This window comes from Gordonia sp. CNJ-863 (genome assembly GCF_001942325.1).
Taxonomy (GTDB): Bacteria; Actinomycetota; Actinomycetes; order Mycobacteriales; family Mycobacteriaceae; genus Gordonia; species Gordonia alkanivorans.
This window is the reverse complement of sequence record NZ_MKKG01000022.1, coordinates 303,555-319,076: the sequence shown is the minus strand read 5'-3', so window position 1 is coordinate 319,076 and position 15,522 is coordinate 303,555. Positions and strand designations below refer to the sequence as shown.

Genomic DNA, 15,522 nt, shown 5'->3' with positions numbered 1-15,522 from the left:
GACCGGAAGCGTCAGCTGGCGTAGGCGCGCAGGCGCTCGGCACGATCGCCGGCGCGCAGCTTGCCCATGACCTCGCGCTCGATCTGACGCACGCGCTCGCGCGACAGTCCGAACATGCGGCCGATCTGATCGAGGGTGCGCGGCTGGCCGTCGTCGAGGCCGTAGCGCATCCGGATGACCTGCTGCTCACGCTCGTCGAGGGTTGCGAGGACCGCCCGGATGTCGGAGTGCAGGAGACCGGCGATGACGGCGTTCTCGGCGGAGGTGGCCTCGGCGTCCTCGATGAAGTCGCCCAGCGGCGCCTCCTCGTCGCTACCGACCGGCATGTCGAGGCTCACCGGGTCGCGGCTGTGGTCGAGGAGGTCGGCGATCTTCTCGGCCGGGATGCCCGACTCGTTGGCCAGTTCCTCGTCGGTGGCCTCGCGGCCGAGCTGCTGGTGGAGCTCACGCTTGATGCGGGCGAGCTTGTTCACCTGCTCGACGAGATGGACGGGGAGCCGGATCGTGCGGCTCTGGTCGGCCATGCCGCGGGTGATGGCCTGACGAATCCACCATGTGGCGTACGTCGAGAACTTGAAGCCCTTGGCGTAGTCGAACTTCTCCATGGCGCGGATCAGACCCAGGTTGCCCTCCTGGATGAGATCCAGGAGCGGCATGCCGCGACCGGTGTAACGCTTGGCCAGCGAGACGACGAGACGGAGATTCGCCTCGAGCAGGTGGGCGCGTGCCGCCTCACCCTCGCGGACGATGGTCGCCAGGTCACGCTTCTTGGTGGCCGAGAGGCGCTTCTTGGTTGCCAGGACGTGCTTGGCGTAGAGGCCGGCCTCGATCTGCTTGGCGAGTTCGACCTCCTGCTCTGCGTTGAGGAGAGCGGTGCGTCCGATCCCGTTGAGGTAGACGCGGACGAGGTCCGCGGCCGGCGACTGGGCGTCGAGATCCTGCTCCGTCATCGCCGGGCGGGTGCCCGGGGCGGCGGGATCGGCGAAACCTGTGGTCGGGGTCGAACGTGCAACTGTCGAGCGTGACATGCGCCTCCTGACTTGAATGCGTTCACTGGGTCCAACGTCCATGTGATGGCGATAGTTCCCGAAAGTCATTCGGCGCAAACCCGAAGGAGGCTTGGTGACCTGCGAAGACTTTCGCCGATTCGCAGGAGCGGCTGAGAAGTTGCTGAGATGTCGAACGCGGGGGAACCGCGAGCGCGTCAGTCGTCGGGATCGACGACGTGCCCCTCGACGGTTCCCCGGTCGAGTTGCTGATCGGTGTGCGAGAGGGCGGGCGGGCCGACGACGTGATGGTCGGCGCCGTACTTATAGTGCGGTACCTCGCCGCGCTTGCGGGGCGGGCGGTCGTTGGCGATCAGCACGGCCATCCACGGCAGCGGGATGGAGATGGCGACGATGGCCAGGGCGAGGAGTCCGGAGCCGGTGATCGAGTAGGCGATGCCGGCGACTATCAGTGCGGGGACGCGGAACGCCATCATGATCAGGTACTTGCGCACCCGGGCCTTCTGCTGCGCTTCGAGCGAGTCCTGGGCGTCGGTGATCAGGAAGGTCTCGGCGGCCACGGCCGGGTGTTCCGACCTGCCGAATCGTCTCGAGTCCTCGTGGTGGTCGTGCGGCTGACGGCCGGTCGCGCCCATGGAATCCCTTTGTTCGAACACCCTCTCCACTGTCCCACTTTCGGTTGCTCATTGCACTGACGGATTCCGGGCACCTGACGGCTGCCGCGGAGCAGCCTGTGCTTCGGGTTCCCCGGTGACGCACAATAGAGCAATGGCAACTGAAACCATCGAACGCCCCGATCTCGACGAGTGGACCGACACCGAGACCGACGAGAGGTCCGACGCCGACGCCACCGACAGCAGTGACGACGACCGGCCCAAGTTCTTCCACTACGTCAAGAAGGACAAGATCGCGGAGAGCGCCGTGATGGGCAGCCATGTGGTCGCGCTCTGCGGCGAGACCTTCCCGGTGACCCGTGCGGCCAAGCCGGGTTCGCCGGTGTGCCCGAAGTGCAAGAAGATCTACGCCAAGCTGCGCAAGTAGCGAGGGGGTCGCCGGGACCGGTCAGTCGCTCTCGCGGTCGCGCGTGGGACGTCGGATCGGTCCCGACGACAACCGGTCGGGAATCGTCTTGAGCTGGCCGGTGAAGTCGGAGGTCTGCGAGTTGACCCAGTGCCGGACCTGGGTCGTCGTGGACGCCTTGGCCGGCCAGAACTGTTGCACCGCCGCGTTGAACTCGGCCCCGATGACGATGCCGAAGCCGAGCGAGAAGGTGAACAGCAGGAAGGCGATCGGTGTCGCCAGCGCCCCGTATGACACGCCCGCCTCGGTGATCTTCGTCAGGTAGATGCGCAGCACGTAGCTGGCGACCCAGAAGAACACGCCCGCGACGATCGCGCCGCCGATGAGCCGGTGCCACGGCAGCGGATTGGGCAGGGCCAGGTGGTAGAGCGTGGTGAGCACGAACAGCAGGAGCACCGCGACGAACGGGAAATAGCCGAAGTCGATGAGTGTGGTCACGAACGACCCCCACGACTCCGGGACGATCGCCCGCAGATAGTTCGGTCCGAGTGCGACCAGCGGCAGCAGGAACACCGCCACGAACAGGAAGCCGACGTAGAGGAACAGCGCGAAGAACCGCTGCCACACCGGATGCCGGACCTCGTGCTGATCGTGCGCCTTGGCGATGGAGGCGATGAAACACGACATCGCCGACGAGCCGGCCCACAGCGACAGGATGAAGCCGACCGACATGAGTCCGATGCGGCCCCGTCCCAGGACGCTGTCCACGGTCGGGGTGATCAGGTCGTCGACGACCGTCTCGGTGAAGGTGCGCTGCGCGAACTCGATGATGCGGTCGTAGACGATGTCGACGGTGCCGGGTCCGAACCAGCCCGCGACGTAACCGACCGAGCCGAGGAGCCCGAGCAGCAGCGGGGGCAGCGAAAGCGCCTGCCAGAACGCGGCCTGCGCCGCCCAGCCGATGATCCCGTCGTCCCAGGACTTCACGATCGTCCGCCACACCACCCGGTGCATGTTGGGTAGGACCGGGGGACCGGGTTCGTTCTCGGCGTCGTCCGAATCCGAAGCCGCCTTCGCGCCGTTCGCCGGGACGGGCTCGTCGACTCCCTCGGGCTTCTCCGGCCGGTCGTGCACGACCGCGACGTCACGGGAGGCGGGTGCGGTGACGCCGGGGATTTCGGTGTCGCCGGCGAGCGGGGCCGGCCGGCGCGGCGTCCGGATCGTCGTGTCGAGCGGAGCGGTCACCGCGCTCGACGGATTCGGGCGCACGGCAGCCACCGGCGACGTCGCGTCGTCGGTCAGTGGCACCGGATTCCTCTTTCGCGTTGTGATGAGTTCAATATCCCCGATCGAAGGCCGTAAAGGGTACCCGGGTCACCAGGCGCGTCGTTCGGAGCGACCACACGGTGATGTCCGCGTCGGTGTCGGCGAGCCGCGGCGAGGGGGTGTCGCGATGCGGGTGCGGGGGCGGCCCGGCGGTACGATTGCCGGGTCCCCTTCGGCGCGGGTCCTCCCAACGCGAGGGGTCATTTCATGCCCGGTAGGGAATCCGTACGCCGTCAGGAGCAACACACACGTGACGTCCGCCGAACCCTCCACCAGCAGTGCCGATGCGTCGGGAACCGCCGCTCCCAATCTCGGGTCGCTCCGTGCCTGGCAGCGCCGTGCGCTGACCAAGTACCTGACGCGCAGGCCGAAGGACTTCCTCGCGGTGGCGACGCCCGGCGCCGGCAAGACGACGTTCGGCCTGCGTGTCGCCCGCGAACTGCTCGACGATCGGACTGTCGAACAGATCACCGTCGTGGCGCCCACCGAGCACCTCAAGCACCAGTGGGCCGAGGCGGCCGCGCGCGTGGGTATCGCCCTGGACTCGCATTTCTCGAACTCGGCCGGACAGACCAGCTCCGACTACAACGGCGTCGTCCTCACCTACGCCCAGGTGGCCGCGCACCCGACCAAGCACCGGGTCCGCACCGAGAACCGCCGCACCCTGGTCATCCTCGACGAGATCCACCACGGCGGTGACGCCAAGTCGTGGGGTGATGCGATCCGCGAGGCCTTCGACGACGCGGAACGCCGCCTGCTGCTCACCGGTACGCCGTTCCGCTCCGACGACTCGCCGATCCCGTTCGTCGTCTACGAGGCCGAGGCCGGCGGACACCAGCGCTCCAAGGCCGACCACACCTACGGCTACGCCGACGCGCTGAAGGACGGCGTCGTCCGTCCGGTGGTGTTCCTGGCGTACTCCGGCGAGGCGAGCTGGCGGACCAGCGCGGGCGAGGAGTTCACCGCGCGTCTCGGTGAGCCGTTGTCGGCCGAGCACACCGCGCGCGCCTGGCGGACCGCCCTCGACCCGCACGGTGATTGGATTCCGGCGGTCCTCACCGCCGCGCACACCCGACTCGGCCAGCTGCGTGCCAGCGGGATGCCCGATGCCGGCGGCCTGGTCATCGCGACCGACCAGTCGACCGCCCGCGACTACGCCGAACTGCTCACCGCCATCACCGGCAAGCAACCGACTCTGGTCCTCTCCGACGACCCCAAGTCCTCCTCCCGGATCGCCGAGTTCTCCGCGTCGAAGGACGAGTGGATGATCGCGGTGCGCATGGTGTCCGAGGGCGTCGACGTGCCGCGGCTCGCGGTCGGCGTGTACGCCACCAGCTCGTCGACCCCGCTGTTCTTCGCGCAGGCGATCGGTCGCTTCGTGCGATCGCGGCGCCCCGGCGAGACCGCGAGCGTGTTCCTGCCGTCGGTCCCCGTGCTGCTCGACCTCGCCAGCCAGATGGAGGCCCAGCGCGACCACGTCCTCGGCAAGCCGCACCGCGAGAGCGACGGCCTCGACGACCAGCTGCTCATCGACGCGAACAAGCAGAAGGACGAACCGGGGGAGGACGAGCCGGCGTTCCAGTCGCTGCACGCCGACGCCGAACTCGACCAGGTGATCTTCGACGGAGCGTCGTTCGGCACCGCCACCTTCGCCGGCAGCGATGAGGAATCGGACTACCTCGGCCTGCCCGGACTCCTCGACGCCGATCAGGTGCGCGCTCTGCTGCAGAAGCGCCAGGCCGAACAGGTCGTCGCCCGGTCGACCCCGGCGGCCGAGCCCAAGTCGGAAACCCCTGATCCCGGTCGTGCGCCCGGTACCACCGGGGAGAACCTGCACGCGCTGCGCAAGGAACTCAACACCCTGGTCGCCATGCACCACCACCGCACCGGGAAGCCCCACGGCATGGTGCACAACGAGCTCCGAACCCGGCTGGGTGGTCCGCCGACCGCGATGGCCACCGCCGAGCAGCTCAAAGAACGTATCGCCGCGCTGCGGACGTGGCGCTGAGCGCCCTCGGGGACCCGAACATGAGAGAACCCGGCCGGATGTTCCGGCCGGGTTCTCTCATCGTCTGGGGCTCGCCCGTCAGGCCATGACGAGTGTCAGACCAGTTCGCCCTCGGCTTCGACCACGGTGGCGCTGAGCTCCACCAGTCGGGCTTCGTGCTCGTTGAAGTGATGACGGCAGAAGAGAAGCTCGCCGCCCTTGGGCAGGACGGCACGTACCTTGGCTGCGGCACCGCAGCGATCACAGCGATCGGCGGCGGTGAGCGGTAGGTAGATCGGGGCTGTGGTGGTGGCGATGTCAGTCATTGTTCCTCCGTCCCGGTCCGGCGCCGGTATCCGGACGCCTTCCCTTCGAGCCGACACATCCGGGCGATGCGTCAAACCTCACTCTGTCAGACGCTCGGCGGCTTCGTATTGTTCCGGCAGGTGCTATCGGTGTGTCGTCACTCACCGTTAACCCCAGGCAACAATCCGACAACGTCTCCCGGAATCAGCCGTCCGGGGTCGGCGACCGGTTTTCCGGAGTGCGGAACTAGTCCAGGTAATCCCGGAGAACCTGCGACCGCGACGGGTGGCGTAGCTTCGACATCGTCTTGGACTCGATCTGGCGGATGCGCTCACGCGTGACGCCGTAGACCTGACCGATCTCGTCGAGGGTGCGGGGCTGGCCGTCGGTGAGACCGAAGCGCAGACGCACCACGCCCGCCTCGCGCTCGGACAGCGTCTCGAGGACCGACTGCAGCTGATCCTGCAGGAGGGTGAAGCTCACCGCGTCGACCGCGACGACCGCCTCGGAGTCCTCGATGAAGTCGCCGAGCTGGCTGTCGCCCTCGTCGCCGATGGTCTGGTCCAGCGAGATGGGCTCCCGGGCGTACTGCTGGATCTCCAGCACCTTCTCCGGGGTGATGTCCATCTCCTTGGCGAGTTCCTCGGGAGTCGGCTCGCGGCCGAGGTCCTGGAGGAGCTCACGCTGGATACGGCCCAGCTTGTTGATGACCTCGACCATGTGCACCGGGATGCGGATGGTGCGGGCCTGGTCGGCCATCGCGCGGGTGATCGCCTGGCGAATCCACCACGTGGCGTAGGTCGAGAACTTGTAACCCTTTGTGTAGTCGAACTTCTCGACGCGCGGATCAGACCGAGGTTGCCCTCCTGGATCAGATCCAGGAACGCCATGCCGCGGCCGGTGTAGCGCTTGGCGAGCGAGACGACCAGACGGAGGTTGGCCTCGAGCAGGTGGTTCTTCGCACGGTTGCCGTCGCGGGAGATCCAGTTCAGGTCGCGCTTCTGCGCGGTGCTGATCTTCTCGCCGGAATCCATCATCCGACGGAGACGCTCGGTGGCGAACAGACCGGCCTCGATGCGCTTGGCGAGCTCGACCTCCTCTTCGGCGTTGAGGAGGGCGACCTTGCCGATCTGCTTGAGGTAGGCGCGCACGCTGTCGGCGGAAGCGGTGAGCTCGGCGTCCTTGCGGGCCTGGCGGAGTGCCTCCGACTCCTCTTCGTCCCAGACGAAGTCACCGGACTTGGCGGCGGCGTCGGTCTTGGTCGGCTCCTTTGCCGCGGTCTTGGCGCCGGCGGGTGCCGCCTCGGCCTCCTCGGACTCGTCCGCGTCGTCGGAGTCCTCGGTCTCGTCCTCGTCGTCGACCTCGATGTCGTCGATCTCCACGTCCTCGAGCTCGCCGTCGGCGACGTCGATGTCGTCGATCGAGTTCGGGTCATCGGGCTCGGCGTCGGTGTCGGCGACACCCTCGGCGGAAGTGGCCTTCTTGGCTGCCTTCTTGGGGGCTGCCTTCTTGGTGGCCTTCTTCGCTGCTGCCTTCTTCGCGGGCGCCTTCTTGGCAGCGGTCTTCTTCGCAGCCTTCTTGGCGGTCCGCTTGGCCGGGGTTTCGGTCGAGGCGGTGGTCGACTGGGTCTCGTCGGCCTCGGCGTCCCCCTGGCGGGTCTTGATGGCTGCCACGTACAACCTTTCGAACTTCTCTTCAGCGGAGTCTTTGTCGGGTCCCGTGAGACGTGACACGGCAGCACGAGCCGCCGTGGACAAGGGCTTGGTTTCTCGGTTCAGATGACCGGTGACGACCATTGTAACGACATCGGCTCGCCCGATGTGACAAAGCCCTGGTCAATCGACGCGGCGGCCTAGGTTTTGATGCCCTGTGAGACCGCCATCGCCGCGCCCACGATACCGGCGGTGTTCAGCAGCGTGGCGGGCACGACCGGGGTCTTGTTGGTGAGCAGGGGAATCCACTTGTCGGCCTTGCGGCTGATGCCGCCGCCGGCGATGAACAGCTTGGGCCAGAACAGCGCCTCGTAGGCCTTGAGGACGTCGGACACCTTCTCGGTCCATTTCTCGTAGGACCAGTCCTTCTCCTCCTTGATCCGCGACGACGCCTGGTGCTCGGCCTCCTTCTTGCCGACCTGCATGTGACCCAGCTCGGTGTTGGGCACGAGGTTGCCGTTGATGAGGATCGCCGAGCCGATGCCGGTGCCGAACGTCAGCAGCATCACCACGCCGTCGACGCCCTTGCCCGCGCCGTAGGCGTCCTCGGCCATCCCGGCCGCGTCGGCGTCGTTGAGCACCGAGACCGCGCGCCCGCCGAGGTGGCGGCTGAACAGCTCGTAGACGTCGGTGCCGATCCACGCCTTGTCGATGTTCGCGGCGGTCCGCATGATGCCCTCGGTGACCACGCCCGGCAGGGTGATGCCGACCGGACCGGCCCAGTCGAAGTGGGCGACGACCTCGGCGACCGCGGCGGCGACCGCCTCCGGGGTGGCCGGCTGCGGGGTGAGCACCTTGAATCGCTCGCCGACGAGTTCGCCGGTGTCGAGATCCACGATGCCGCCCTTGATCCCGGAGCCGCCGACGTCGACGCCGAAGCCCGGATTCCTGGGGGTCGGCGAGCTGTCGGTGGCGGGCGTGTCGGTCATGGCGGAGTCCCCTTCGGCGGCCGGCGGTGATCGACATCAGGCTATCGGCGCCCGCCGCCGCACGCGCGGCATCCCTCCAGATGCGTTGCTTCGCCTCACCGGTGAACGGTCCCGGCCGCCGATGTGCTGACATGGAACACGTGGATCAGACAATTCCGGTGGACGAACTGGCCGCCATCGCGGTGGACGTGGCGCAGGAGGCGGCCGCCCACGTGCGACGCCGCCGACCCGAATTGTTCGGTGCGACACCGGCACTTAACCCGGTGTCGACCAAGTCGACGGAAACCGATCCGGTCACCGTCGCCGACACCGAGACCGAACGCCTCATCCGGCAGCTCCTGCACCAGGCGAGGCCCGACGACGAGGTCCTGGGGGAGGAGCACGGCGGGAGTCGTGCCGTCCCGTCCGGTGTGCGCTGGGTGGTCGACCCCATCGACGGCACGGTCAACTTCATGTACGGCGTCCCCGCCTACGCGGTGTCGCTGGCGGCGCAGGTCGACGGCCGCTCGGTCGCCGGCGTCGTCGTCGACGTGGCGCGCGAGGTCGTCTACGGGGCCGCTCTGGGCGGCGGTGCCTGGGTCGCCGACGGTGACGGCGACCGAGTGCCGCTGCGCTGCAATCCTGTCGACCGTGCGGAACTCGCCCTCGTGGCAACGGGTTTCGGTTACGCAGCCGACCGTCGGCGCGCGCAGGGACGGATCGTCGCGGAGCTGCTCCCGAAGGTGCGGGACATCCGGCGGATCGGTGCCGCGGCGCTCGATCTGTGCATGGTGGCCTCCGGCGCGGTCGACGCCCATTACGAACACGGCCTGAGTCCCTGGGACTGGGCTGCGGGCGGTCTCATCGCCGCCGAGGCGGGTGCGGTCGTGGTGACCCCGCCGCCGGACTCCCGGGCGGACGAGGGGCACATCACCGTGGCCGTCGCACCGGGTATCGCCGACGAGTTCCTCGGACTGCTGGACGAGGTCGGGGCGCGGGAACCGCTGGTCTAGGACGAACTCAGCACGGGGCCGAGTGGACCGCCTTCACCAGGGCGGGATCGGCACCGGTCTCGGGGTTGGTGGGATCGGCCGACCGCAGTGCCTCGAGCGCCGCCTGCGCGTCCTGGGAGAGCTCACCACCCGAGTGGTAGGTACCGAGTGCGACGTCGACCGCGGTACCCCGGCGTCCGTCGTCGACGAGCTGCGCGCAGGGGAACGCCAGCCAGGCGGCCGCGGCGGAGGCGCGGCCCGCAGGACCGAACCGGATCTGCGCGACGCAGTTGAGATCCCGGTTGACGTAGACGGGATCGTCGGCGAACGGGGTGTCGACGGCCGGCGTGAAGCCCTGGGCCGCGAGGTCCTCGGACACCGATCGGGCAGCGCCTCGTTCCTCGGAGGCGTTGAGGACGCGGACCTGGAAGGTCGACAGGGCGGCGGGTGCGACCTCCAGCATCTCGTCGCGGGGGACCGGGGTGAGGGCCGGCGGCTCCGCCGGCTCCGGCGCGCCGGCCTCCGTGGCGGTTGCCGGGGACGGCTGATTACAAGCCGTGGGAACCGATTCGCTGTCGTCGCTGCCGAGCACGACCGCCCAGACGATCACGCCGAGGACCATGAGGACCACCACCGTGATGATCGCCGGGGCATACCGGCGGCGCGGGTACGGGCGGCCCTGTTCGTCGGTCGGGTAGCCGGTCGTAATCTTCGAGACCACCGTGGAACGACTCCTCACTGGGGAAACTCACGAGCGGGTGTACTGCACCGGGAACGACGCCCCGCGCGATCTCCGCAACACTCTAGAGGGTCGATCGCGCCGCGGGTGCGAGCCTCGCCGCCGGTGCCGTGTCGTGACCTCACCTACGGGCCCGACCTGCGTCAAACGCCCGATTTCGGACAAATTCGCGGTGCCGCATTGACGATTGACTGGACGTGGTCTATTCTTCGGGCGCTCGCGCTTCCAGACTCGGGGTGCAGCCGACATCGAACCGTGACCGAAGTCACACAATACGCCGGATTCTCGGGAACGAATTGCGCTCGAGCCGGTGTTGTAGTGACCCCACCGGCTAGACAATCCCGGCGGAGTCGTGCGCACACCCCTGGTGACGGCCGAGCCGGAACCGAGAGCGCCCCCTCACACTCGCAACAAGTAAGGCACACAATGGCTACTGATTACGACGCGCCACGACGCACCGAGGCCGAGGACCTCAACGAAGACTCGCTCGAGGAGCTGAAGGCCCGTCGGAGCGAGGCGCAGTCCGCGGCGGTCGACGTCGACGAGAGCGACACCGCGGAGTCCTTCGAACTGCCCGGGGCCGATCTCTCCGGTGAAGAACTGTCGGTCCGGGTCATCCCGAAGCAGGCCGACGAATTCACTTGTACCAGCTGCTTTCTCGTCTACCACCGTAGCCGGTTGGCCGAGGAGAACGGCAACTCGCTGATCTGCGTCGACTGCGCGTGAGTTCCGCGGATCACCCGCGGATGAGCACGACGAGTCCCTGACAGACAGGGCCTGACGAAGAAGGGGCCGCGCCATCAGGCGCGGCCCCTTCGTCGTGTCCTGTGTGACGTCCCGGTGTCGTCAGGCGGTCGTCGACGGGCGATCCGCGGCGGCGTCCGGGATGTCGAGCGCTGCCAGCAGCTCGGCCGGGCGACGGGTGGACACCAGCCAGTACGGGGTCGGGTCGTCGGGATCGTCGAGGACGATGAGGACCATGGTTTTCACCCAGAAGCGGTGCACCAGGTAGGCGGCGGGGTCGAGCTGCCGGCCGAGGGCGGCGCTCTTGGCGGTCGCCGGGATCGAGGCGCCGCGCGCGACGACGGCCCGCGGCAGACGCGCACGATGCGCCTGCAGTTCGCGGTCGGCGGTCACCCGGACGCGGGTGCGGCCCATCGACCACAGCACCAGGACACCGAGGATGGCGGTGACGATATAGCCGATCACGCTCCACTTGCTGCCGTGGGCGGACAACTGGATCTCGTAGCCCACCACGCCGGTCACGACGGCGGCGGCCAGCCACCACCACCACGGCACGTGCAGGCGCTCGTCGAACAGGTCCGCGGACCCGGAGTCGCGGCGCGTCGCCGGATTCTCCGACGTGCCGCCGGTGTTGTCAGGCGATTGAGGTGCGGTCACGTTGACCAGCGTAGTCTGCGTGCGTGACCCCAGATCTCCCCCCTCTGCCGCCCATCGCGGTCCGTCGACTCGACCCCGATCTGCCGTTGCCCACCCGGGCTCATCCCGGGGATGCGGGCGTGGACCTGTGCTCGACGATCGACCTGGAGCTGCCCGCGGGACGCCGGCAGCTGGTCGGCACCGGGATCGCGATCGCGCTGCCGTTCGGCACCGTCGGGCTGATCCATCCGCGCTCCGGGCTGGCCGCCCGCGCCGGCCTGTCCATCGTGAACACGCCCGGCACGATCGACGCGGGGTATCGCGGGGAGATCAAGGTCTGCCTGATCAATCTCGACCCCGAGCAGTCCATCACCATCTCGCGCGGTGACCGGATCGCGCAGCTGATCGTGCAGCGCGTCGAGCTGCCCGACTTCGTGGAGGTCGACGAACTCGACGACACCAGCCGCGGCGACGGCGGATACGGGTCCAGCGGCGGCCACGCCGTCCTGGGCTGAGCGCGACACGCCGGGCGTCGTCTGCCCCCGCGTCGATTAATCTTCAACACGAATGCGGATCAACGAGGAGTAGGCGATGACGAATAACGGTTCGGACGAACTGCGGGTCGGACAGGCACTGGGCCCCTACGACATCGACGCCCTCGCGACGGAGACGAGCGAGCTGGAGAACTCCCATCTCGACCTGGGCTCCGTGCTCGTGCCGGTGGTCGAGGGCGGGCAGGTGACCGTCGAGATGTCGGAGACCCACCAGCCCCAGAACGTCTACCTGGTCACCCCGATCGGCCGGATCTCGGTGAGTGCCTTCGCGGCGCCCAAGTCGCCGGGGATGTGGCGTGAGGTGGTCCGCGAACTGGCCGAGTCGCTGCGCGACGGCGGTGCGGCCACCAGCATCGAGGACGGCCACTGGGGCCGTGAGGTCGTGGCCGAGGTCGAGGGCGGCACGCACCGCTTCATCGGCGTCGACGGCCCGCGGTGGCTCGTGCGCTGTGTCGGCAGCGGTCCGTCGGAGAGCGCCGAGGATCTCGCGCGCCTGAGCCGGGCCGTGCTGGCCGAGACCGTCGTGCGTCGCGGTTCCGAGCCGCACCCGCCGCGCGAACCCCTCCCGATCGTGCTGCCGCCGGTGCTCGCCGACCAGGTGGCCGCCGCGCAACAGCAGATCTTCGCCGAGGCGGAGGCGGAGGCAGGGGCCGGGTCGCAGGCCCAGGCGCCCGCCCCCGAGGTCCCGGCCGCCGACGAATCGGACGGGGTTGCCGGGGGAGCACTGGACCAGGTCGCACACGCCACCGTCTACGGCGAGAACTCCTACACCGAGACCCCGGCCGGGGGCGGGTCGGGTGGACATGACGACCCGTCGGTCACCGCCGACCCGGACCCCGAGGACGACGCTCCGTTGCCGCCGTCGTCGGGCTCGGCGATGCAGCGCTTCTTCCGTCGGCGCTGATCCCGCTGCGGCCGGCCGACGGCTCGACGCGTAGGTATGCATCGAGGCAACTCGCACCGAGCAGCGCGGGATCACGGCCCCACCCCTCGAGGGTGACCTCGACCAGCGCCGAACGCGGTGCTGCGTCCTCCCAGGCTCGGGCAACGGTGATCGGATGGATCGCGTCGTCGGGCGCCGCGACGAGTGCCAGCGGAACGGTGAGCCCGGCTATCCGTGCGGGTGTCGGGGCGCAGTAGCGCGCCGCGTCACGCAGCTGACCGATGACCTCGGGGTGCAGTCTGCGCCAGGAACGGGACAGCTCCTCGGCCAGCCAGTCCGGACTGCTCGCCGCCATCTCGGCGACCGTCGCCTCCAGTCCGTTTCGTTCCATCGCGTCGGCGGTCGCCCGTGCGCTCGCGGCGGCGAGCGCGGAGTCGGCGTCCCCGCTCCAGGCCGGTAGGGCCGCGAACACGCCCGCACAACGTCCGACGTGGTCGGCGAGGGCCCATTCGAGGGCGATCGCGGCGCCGATCGACACTCCTCCGACCAGAACGCAGTCGTGCTCGGCCGCCGCGCGGTCGAGGCCTCGACGGTGTCCGTCGACGAGAGCCGACGTCGGCTCGAGTGCCACCAGCTCCACCCCGAGCGTCGCGGCGGCGTGACCGAAGGCACGTGTGACGTTGTCGGCATCGGAACCGGTCCCGGGAATCACCACCAGCGCGGTGGGTTTTCGTGTTTGCGGACTGTCCACGACGGCATCAACTGTCATCCGGATGCGAGGCACCCAGAGATCATCCCTTAGGGTGTCCCGGGACTGCGGGTGCGCCCCAGTCGTCCACGTTGTCACCGGAGGGTGCCGGGTCTACGCTGGCGGACAGCCACCGATCATTCGTTCGGTGGCCACGGACGCTACGGCGGAAGCCTGGCGCCGGTTGAAATCCATTGGGAGGTTGGGATGCCCACAGCTGGTTATCTCAAGCGACTGACCCGCCGACTCACCGAAGACCTCGGGGACGTCGACGCGGAGCGAATCGCCGAGGAGTCGAAGGCGACGGGCGCACAACGCGCGTCGGACTGCACCCGCGGCGAGGAGGTCACCATGCACGGCGAGCTGCGCGCGGTGGAGACCTGTTCACGCACGGCCAAGGCCGGCGTGAAGGCGGAGTTCTTCGACGGCTCCGACACCGTCATGCTGAAGTGGCTGGGCCGCAATCGCATCGCCGGCATCGAACCCGGCCGCAAGGTGACCGTACGGGGCCGACTCGCCCTGCAGGACGGCCACAAGGTGATCTACAACCCCTACTACGAGCTGCAGGGCAGCGACGACGAGTGACACCCACGAGTGACACCGGCAGGTCGGACGACGAGTCCGCCGACCACGACGTCGAGCAGGAACCGGGCCTCGAGCCGGCCCCCACGGTGCTGGAACAGATCGGCGGCGTCTCCGGCCTGATCTACTCGACCGTCCCGGTCGTCGTGTTCGTCCCCGTCAACTCGTTCTTCGGCCTCACGGCCGCCATCGTCGCCGCGCTCACCGCCGCGGCCCTCGTCTTCGGAGTGCGGCTCGTCCGCCGCGAAGGGCTCTCCCCGGCGATCTCCGGCCTTCTCGGCGTGGCGATCTGCGTCTTCATCGCCAACCGGGTGGGGGACGCCAAGGGATACTTCCTCTTCGGGATCTGGACCACCCTCACCTATGCGATCGTGTTCGTGATCTCCATCGTCGTGCGCTGGCCGCTGATCGGTGTCGCCTGGCACCTCGTCAACGGGCAGGGGACCGCCTGGCGCAAGCATCGTCGGACGTTGCGCGCCTACGACATCGCCACCGCCCTGTGGGCCCTGGTCTTCGCGGCGCGGTATCTCGCCCAGTCCGAGCTCTACGACCTCGGTGCCACCGGATGGCTGGCCTTCACCCGGATCGCGATGGGATGGCCGCTCACGGCTCTCGCGGTGCTCGCGACGGTCCTGCTCGTCCGCCGCGCGGTCCGCGAGGAAGAGACCGTCAGCGCGTGATCGTCAGCGTGTGATCTGCATGGCGTCGTAGAGGGCAGGTTCGGCCTCCGACGGGGCGATGAAGATCAGCTCGTCGCCGCCCTCGATCGGGTCGTCGCTCTGCGGCACGATGACGCGCCCGCCCCGCAGGATCGTGACCAGAGCCACGTCGCGCGGGAGTTCGAGCTTGCGTACCGGCTTGCCCGCCATCGGGGTGTTCGACGGCAGGGTGAGTTCGACGAGGTTCGCCTGTCCCTGGCGAAAGGTCATGAGGCGGACCAGGTCACCCACCGATACCGCCTCCTCGACCAGGGAGGCCAGCAGGCGCGGGGTCGACACGGCGACGTCGACGCCCCAGTCCTCACCGAAGAGCCACTCGTTGCGCGGGTCGTTGACCCGCGCGACGACGCGGTTGATCGCGAACTCGGTCTTGGCCAGCAGGCTCACGACCAGATTGGCCTTGTCGTCGCCGGTCGCGGCGATCATCACGTCGAAGGTCTGCAACTGCGCGTCTTCGAGTTTCGCGAGTTCGCAGGCGTCGGCGAGGATCCACTTGGCGCCCGCCACCGAGTCCGGGTCGATGTGGTCGGCCTTGCGCTCGAACAGCGTGACGTCGTGCGAGTTGACCAGGAGTTCGCGGGCGATCGAGCGCCCGACCGCGCCGGCTCCGGCGATGGCGACCTTCACAGGATGACTCCTCGGTGTTCGGGGCTCTGGTG

The 15,522-nt window shown here is 68.7% G+C and carries 17 protein-coding genes and 1 pseudogene; 8 read left to right on the top strand and 10 right to left on the bottom strand.

Annotation, left to right across the window (positions count from 1 at the left end):
• Positions 1–11 precede the first annotated feature (11 nt).
• Both BJF87_RS13345 and BJF87_RS13340 read right to left on the bottom strand, forming a co-directional pair.
• Complete coding sequence (locus BJF87_RS13345; protein ID WP_174310882.1) at positions 12–950, bottom strand: sigma-70 family RNA polymerase sigma factor; 939 nt, start codon at positions 948–950, stop codon at positions 12–14.
• A gap of 254 nt (positions 951–1,204) precedes the next feature.
• A complete protein-coding gene (locus BJF87_RS13340) occupies positions 1,205–1,642 on the bottom strand; it encodes a DUF3099 domain-containing protein (RefSeq protein ID WP_035754136.1) in 438 nt (145 codons plus the stop codon).
• A 133-nt stretch (positions 1,643–1,775) separates the two neighbouring features.
• Between BJF87_RS13340 and BJF87_RS13335 the strand changes: the two genes are divergently transcribed.
• A complete protein-coding gene (locus BJF87_RS13335; RefSeq protein ID WP_005197294.1) occupies positions 1,776–2,048 on the top strand; it encodes a DUF3039 domain-containing protein in 273 nt (90 codons plus the stop codon).
• Between the two features lie 21 nt (positions 2,049–2,069).
• On the opposite strand, the gene BJF87_RS13330 is transcribed toward BJF87_RS13335, so the two are convergent.
• Positions 2,070–3,335 (bottom strand): YihY/virulence factor BrkB family protein, encoded by a 1,266-nt coding sequence (locus BJF87_RS13330; protein WP_139319493.1) that lies wholly within the window; start codon positions 3,333–3,335, stop codon positions 2,070–2,072.
• 268 nt (positions 3,336–3,603) lie between these two features.
• Here BJF87_RS13330 and BJF87_RS13325 point away from each other — a divergent pair, with 268 nt between their 5' ends.
• A complete protein-coding gene (locus BJF87_RS13325; protein ID WP_006357269.1) occupies positions 3,604–5,361 on the top strand; it encodes a DEAD/DEAH box helicase in 1,758 nt (585 codons plus the stop codon).
• Positions 5,362–5,456: 95 nt separating this feature from the next.
• Here the strand turns inward: BJF87_RS13325 and BJF87_RS13320 are convergent, their stop codons facing one another.
• The 3 genes and pseudogenes from BJF87_RS13320 to ppgK all read right to left on the bottom strand — a co-directional run bounded on the left by BJF87_RS13320 (position 5,457) and on the right by ppgK (position 8,287).
• Entirely contained in the window at positions 5,457–5,666 is a 210-nt protein-coding gene (locus BJF87_RS13320) for a hypothetical protein (protein ID WP_005197291.1), read from the bottom strand.
• Between the two features lie 226 nt (positions 5,667–5,892).
• Positions 5,893–7,310 (bottom strand): annotated as a pseudogene (locus BJF87_RS13315) (RNA polymerase sigma factor).
• Between the two features lie 188 nt (positions 7,311–7,498).
• Complete coding sequence (gene ppgK / locus BJF87_RS13310) at positions 7,499–8,287, bottom strand: polyphosphate--glucose phosphotransferase (RefSeq protein WP_035754137.1); 789 nt, start codon at positions 8,285–8,287, stop codon at positions 7,499–7,501.
• Between the two features lie 131 nt (positions 8,288–8,418).
• Between ppgK and BJF87_RS13305 the strand changes: the two genes are divergently transcribed.
• On the top strand, positions 8,419–9,279 hold the full coding sequence (locus tag BJF87_RS13305; protein WP_006357272.1) for an inositol monophosphatase family protein: 861 nt from the start codon (positions 8,419–8,421) through the stop codon (positions 9,277–9,279).
• A 7-nt stretch (positions 9,280–9,286) separates the two neighbouring features.
• Here BJF87_RS13305 and cei read toward each other — a convergent pair whose 3' ends face one another.
• Entirely contained in the window at positions 9,287–9,979 is a 693-nt protein-coding gene (cei, locus tag BJF87_RS13300) for an envelope integrity protein Cei (protein WP_035754138.1), read from the bottom strand.
• A gap of 444 nt (positions 9,980–10,423) precedes the next feature.
• On the opposite strand from cei, the gene BJF87_RS13295 reads away from it, so the two are divergent.
• Entirely contained in the window at positions 10,424–10,723 is a 300-nt protein-coding gene (locus tag BJF87_RS13295) for a DUF4193 domain-containing protein (RefSeq protein ID WP_005197286.1), read from the top strand.
• A 120-nt stretch (positions 10,724–10,843) separates the two neighbouring features.
• Here BJF87_RS13295 and BJF87_RS13290 read toward each other — a convergent pair whose 3' ends face one another.
• Entirely contained in the window at positions 10,844–11,398 is a 555-nt protein-coding gene (locus BJF87_RS13290; RefSeq protein ID WP_006357274.1) for a DUF3093 domain-containing protein, read from the bottom strand.
• A gap of 23 nt (positions 11,399–11,421) precedes the next feature.
• Between BJF87_RS13290 and dut the strand changes: the two genes are divergently transcribed.
• Positions 11,422–11,892: a dUTP diphosphatase gene (gene dut, locus BJF87_RS13285; RefSeq protein ID WP_006357275.1), complete on the top strand. Its 471-nt coding sequence runs from the start codon at positions 11,422–11,424 to the stop codon at positions 11,890–11,892.
• A gap of 76 nt (positions 11,893–11,968) precedes the next feature.
• Entirely contained in the window at positions 11,969–12,835 is an 867-nt protein-coding gene (locus BJF87_RS13280) for a DUF3710 domain-containing protein (RefSeq protein ID WP_006357276.1), read from the top strand.
• Here BJF87_RS13280 and BJF87_RS13275 read toward each other — a convergent pair.
• The gene (locus tag BJF87_RS13275; RefSeq protein ID WP_231380942.1) at positions 12,750–13,583 is read right to left on the bottom strand and encodes an alpha/beta hydrolase; all 834 of its coding nucleotides are present in this window, start codon (positions 13,581–13,583) and stop codon (positions 12,750–12,752) included. The two genes, BJF87_RS13280 and BJF87_RS13275, sit on opposite strands and share 86 nt — an antisense overlap.
• Before the next feature lie 186 nt (positions 13,584–13,769).
• On the opposite strand from BJF87_RS13275, the gene BJF87_RS13270 reads away from it, so the two are divergent.
• Together BJF87_RS13270 and BJF87_RS13265 are read left to right on the top strand one after the other, a co-directional pair.
• Entirely contained in the window at positions 13,770–14,147 is a 378-nt protein-coding gene (locus BJF87_RS13270) for an OB-fold nucleic acid binding domain-containing protein (protein WP_006357278.1), read from the top strand.
• Entirely contained in the window at positions 14,144–14,824 is a 681-nt protein-coding gene (locus BJF87_RS13265) for a DUF3159 domain-containing protein (RefSeq protein ID WP_006357279.1), read from the top strand. The genes BJF87_RS13270 and BJF87_RS13265 overlap by 4 nt, the downstream gene beginning before the upstream one ends.
• A gap of 3 nt (positions 14,825–14,827) precedes the next feature.
• On the opposite strand, the gene BJF87_RS13260 is transcribed toward BJF87_RS13265, so the two are convergent.
• Positions 14,828–15,490 carry a TrkA family potassium uptake protein gene (locus BJF87_RS13260; RefSeq protein ID WP_035754141.1) on the bottom strand — a complete coding sequence of 221 codons (663 nt, stop codon included), beginning with the start codon at positions 15,488–15,490 and terminating at the stop codon, positions 14,828–14,830.
• Positions 15,491–15,522 lie beyond the last annotated feature (32 nt).

Excerpts from the sequence above, each read along its gene's own strand:
- BJF87_RS13345 (WP_174310882.1), bottom strand. The coding sequence starts at position 950 with ATGACGGAGCAGGATCTCGACGCCCAGTCGCCGGCCGCGGACCTCGTC.
- BJF87_RS13340 (WP_035754136.1), bottom strand. The coding sequence starts at position 1,642 with ATGGGCGCGACCGGCCGTCAGCCGCACGACCACCACGAGGACTCGAGA.
- BJF87_RS13335 (WP_005197294.1), top strand. The coding sequence starts at position 1,776 with ATGGCAACTGAAACCATCGAACGCCCCGATCTCGACGAGTGGACCGAC.
- BJF87_RS13320 (WP_005197291.1), bottom strand. The coding sequence starts at position 5,666 with ATGACTGACATCGCCACCACCACAGCCCCGATCTACCTACCGCTCACC.
- ppgK (WP_035754137.1), bottom strand. The coding sequence starts at position 8,287 with ATGACCGACACGCCCGCCACCGACAGCTCGCCGACCCCCAGGAATCCG.
- BJF87_RS13305 (WP_006357272.1), top strand. The coding sequence starts at position 8,419 with ATGGAACACGTGGATCAGACAATTCCGGTGGACGAACTGGCCGCCATC.
- BJF87_RS13295 (WP_005197286.1), top strand. The coding sequence starts at position 10,424 with ATGGCTACTGATTACGACGCGCCACGACGCACCGAGGCCGAGGACCTC.
- BJF87_RS13280 (WP_006357276.1), top strand. The coding sequence starts at position 11,969 with ATGACGAATAACGGTTCGGACGAACTGCGGGTCGGACAGGCACTGGGC.
- BJF87_RS13275 (WP_231380942.1), bottom strand. The coding sequence starts at position 13,583 with ATGACAGTTGATGCCGTCGTGGACAGTCCGCAAACACGAAAACCCACC.
- BJF87_RS13270 (WP_006357278.1), top strand. The coding sequence starts at position 13,770 with ATGCCCACAGCTGGTTATCTCAAGCGACTGACCCGCCGACTCACCGAA.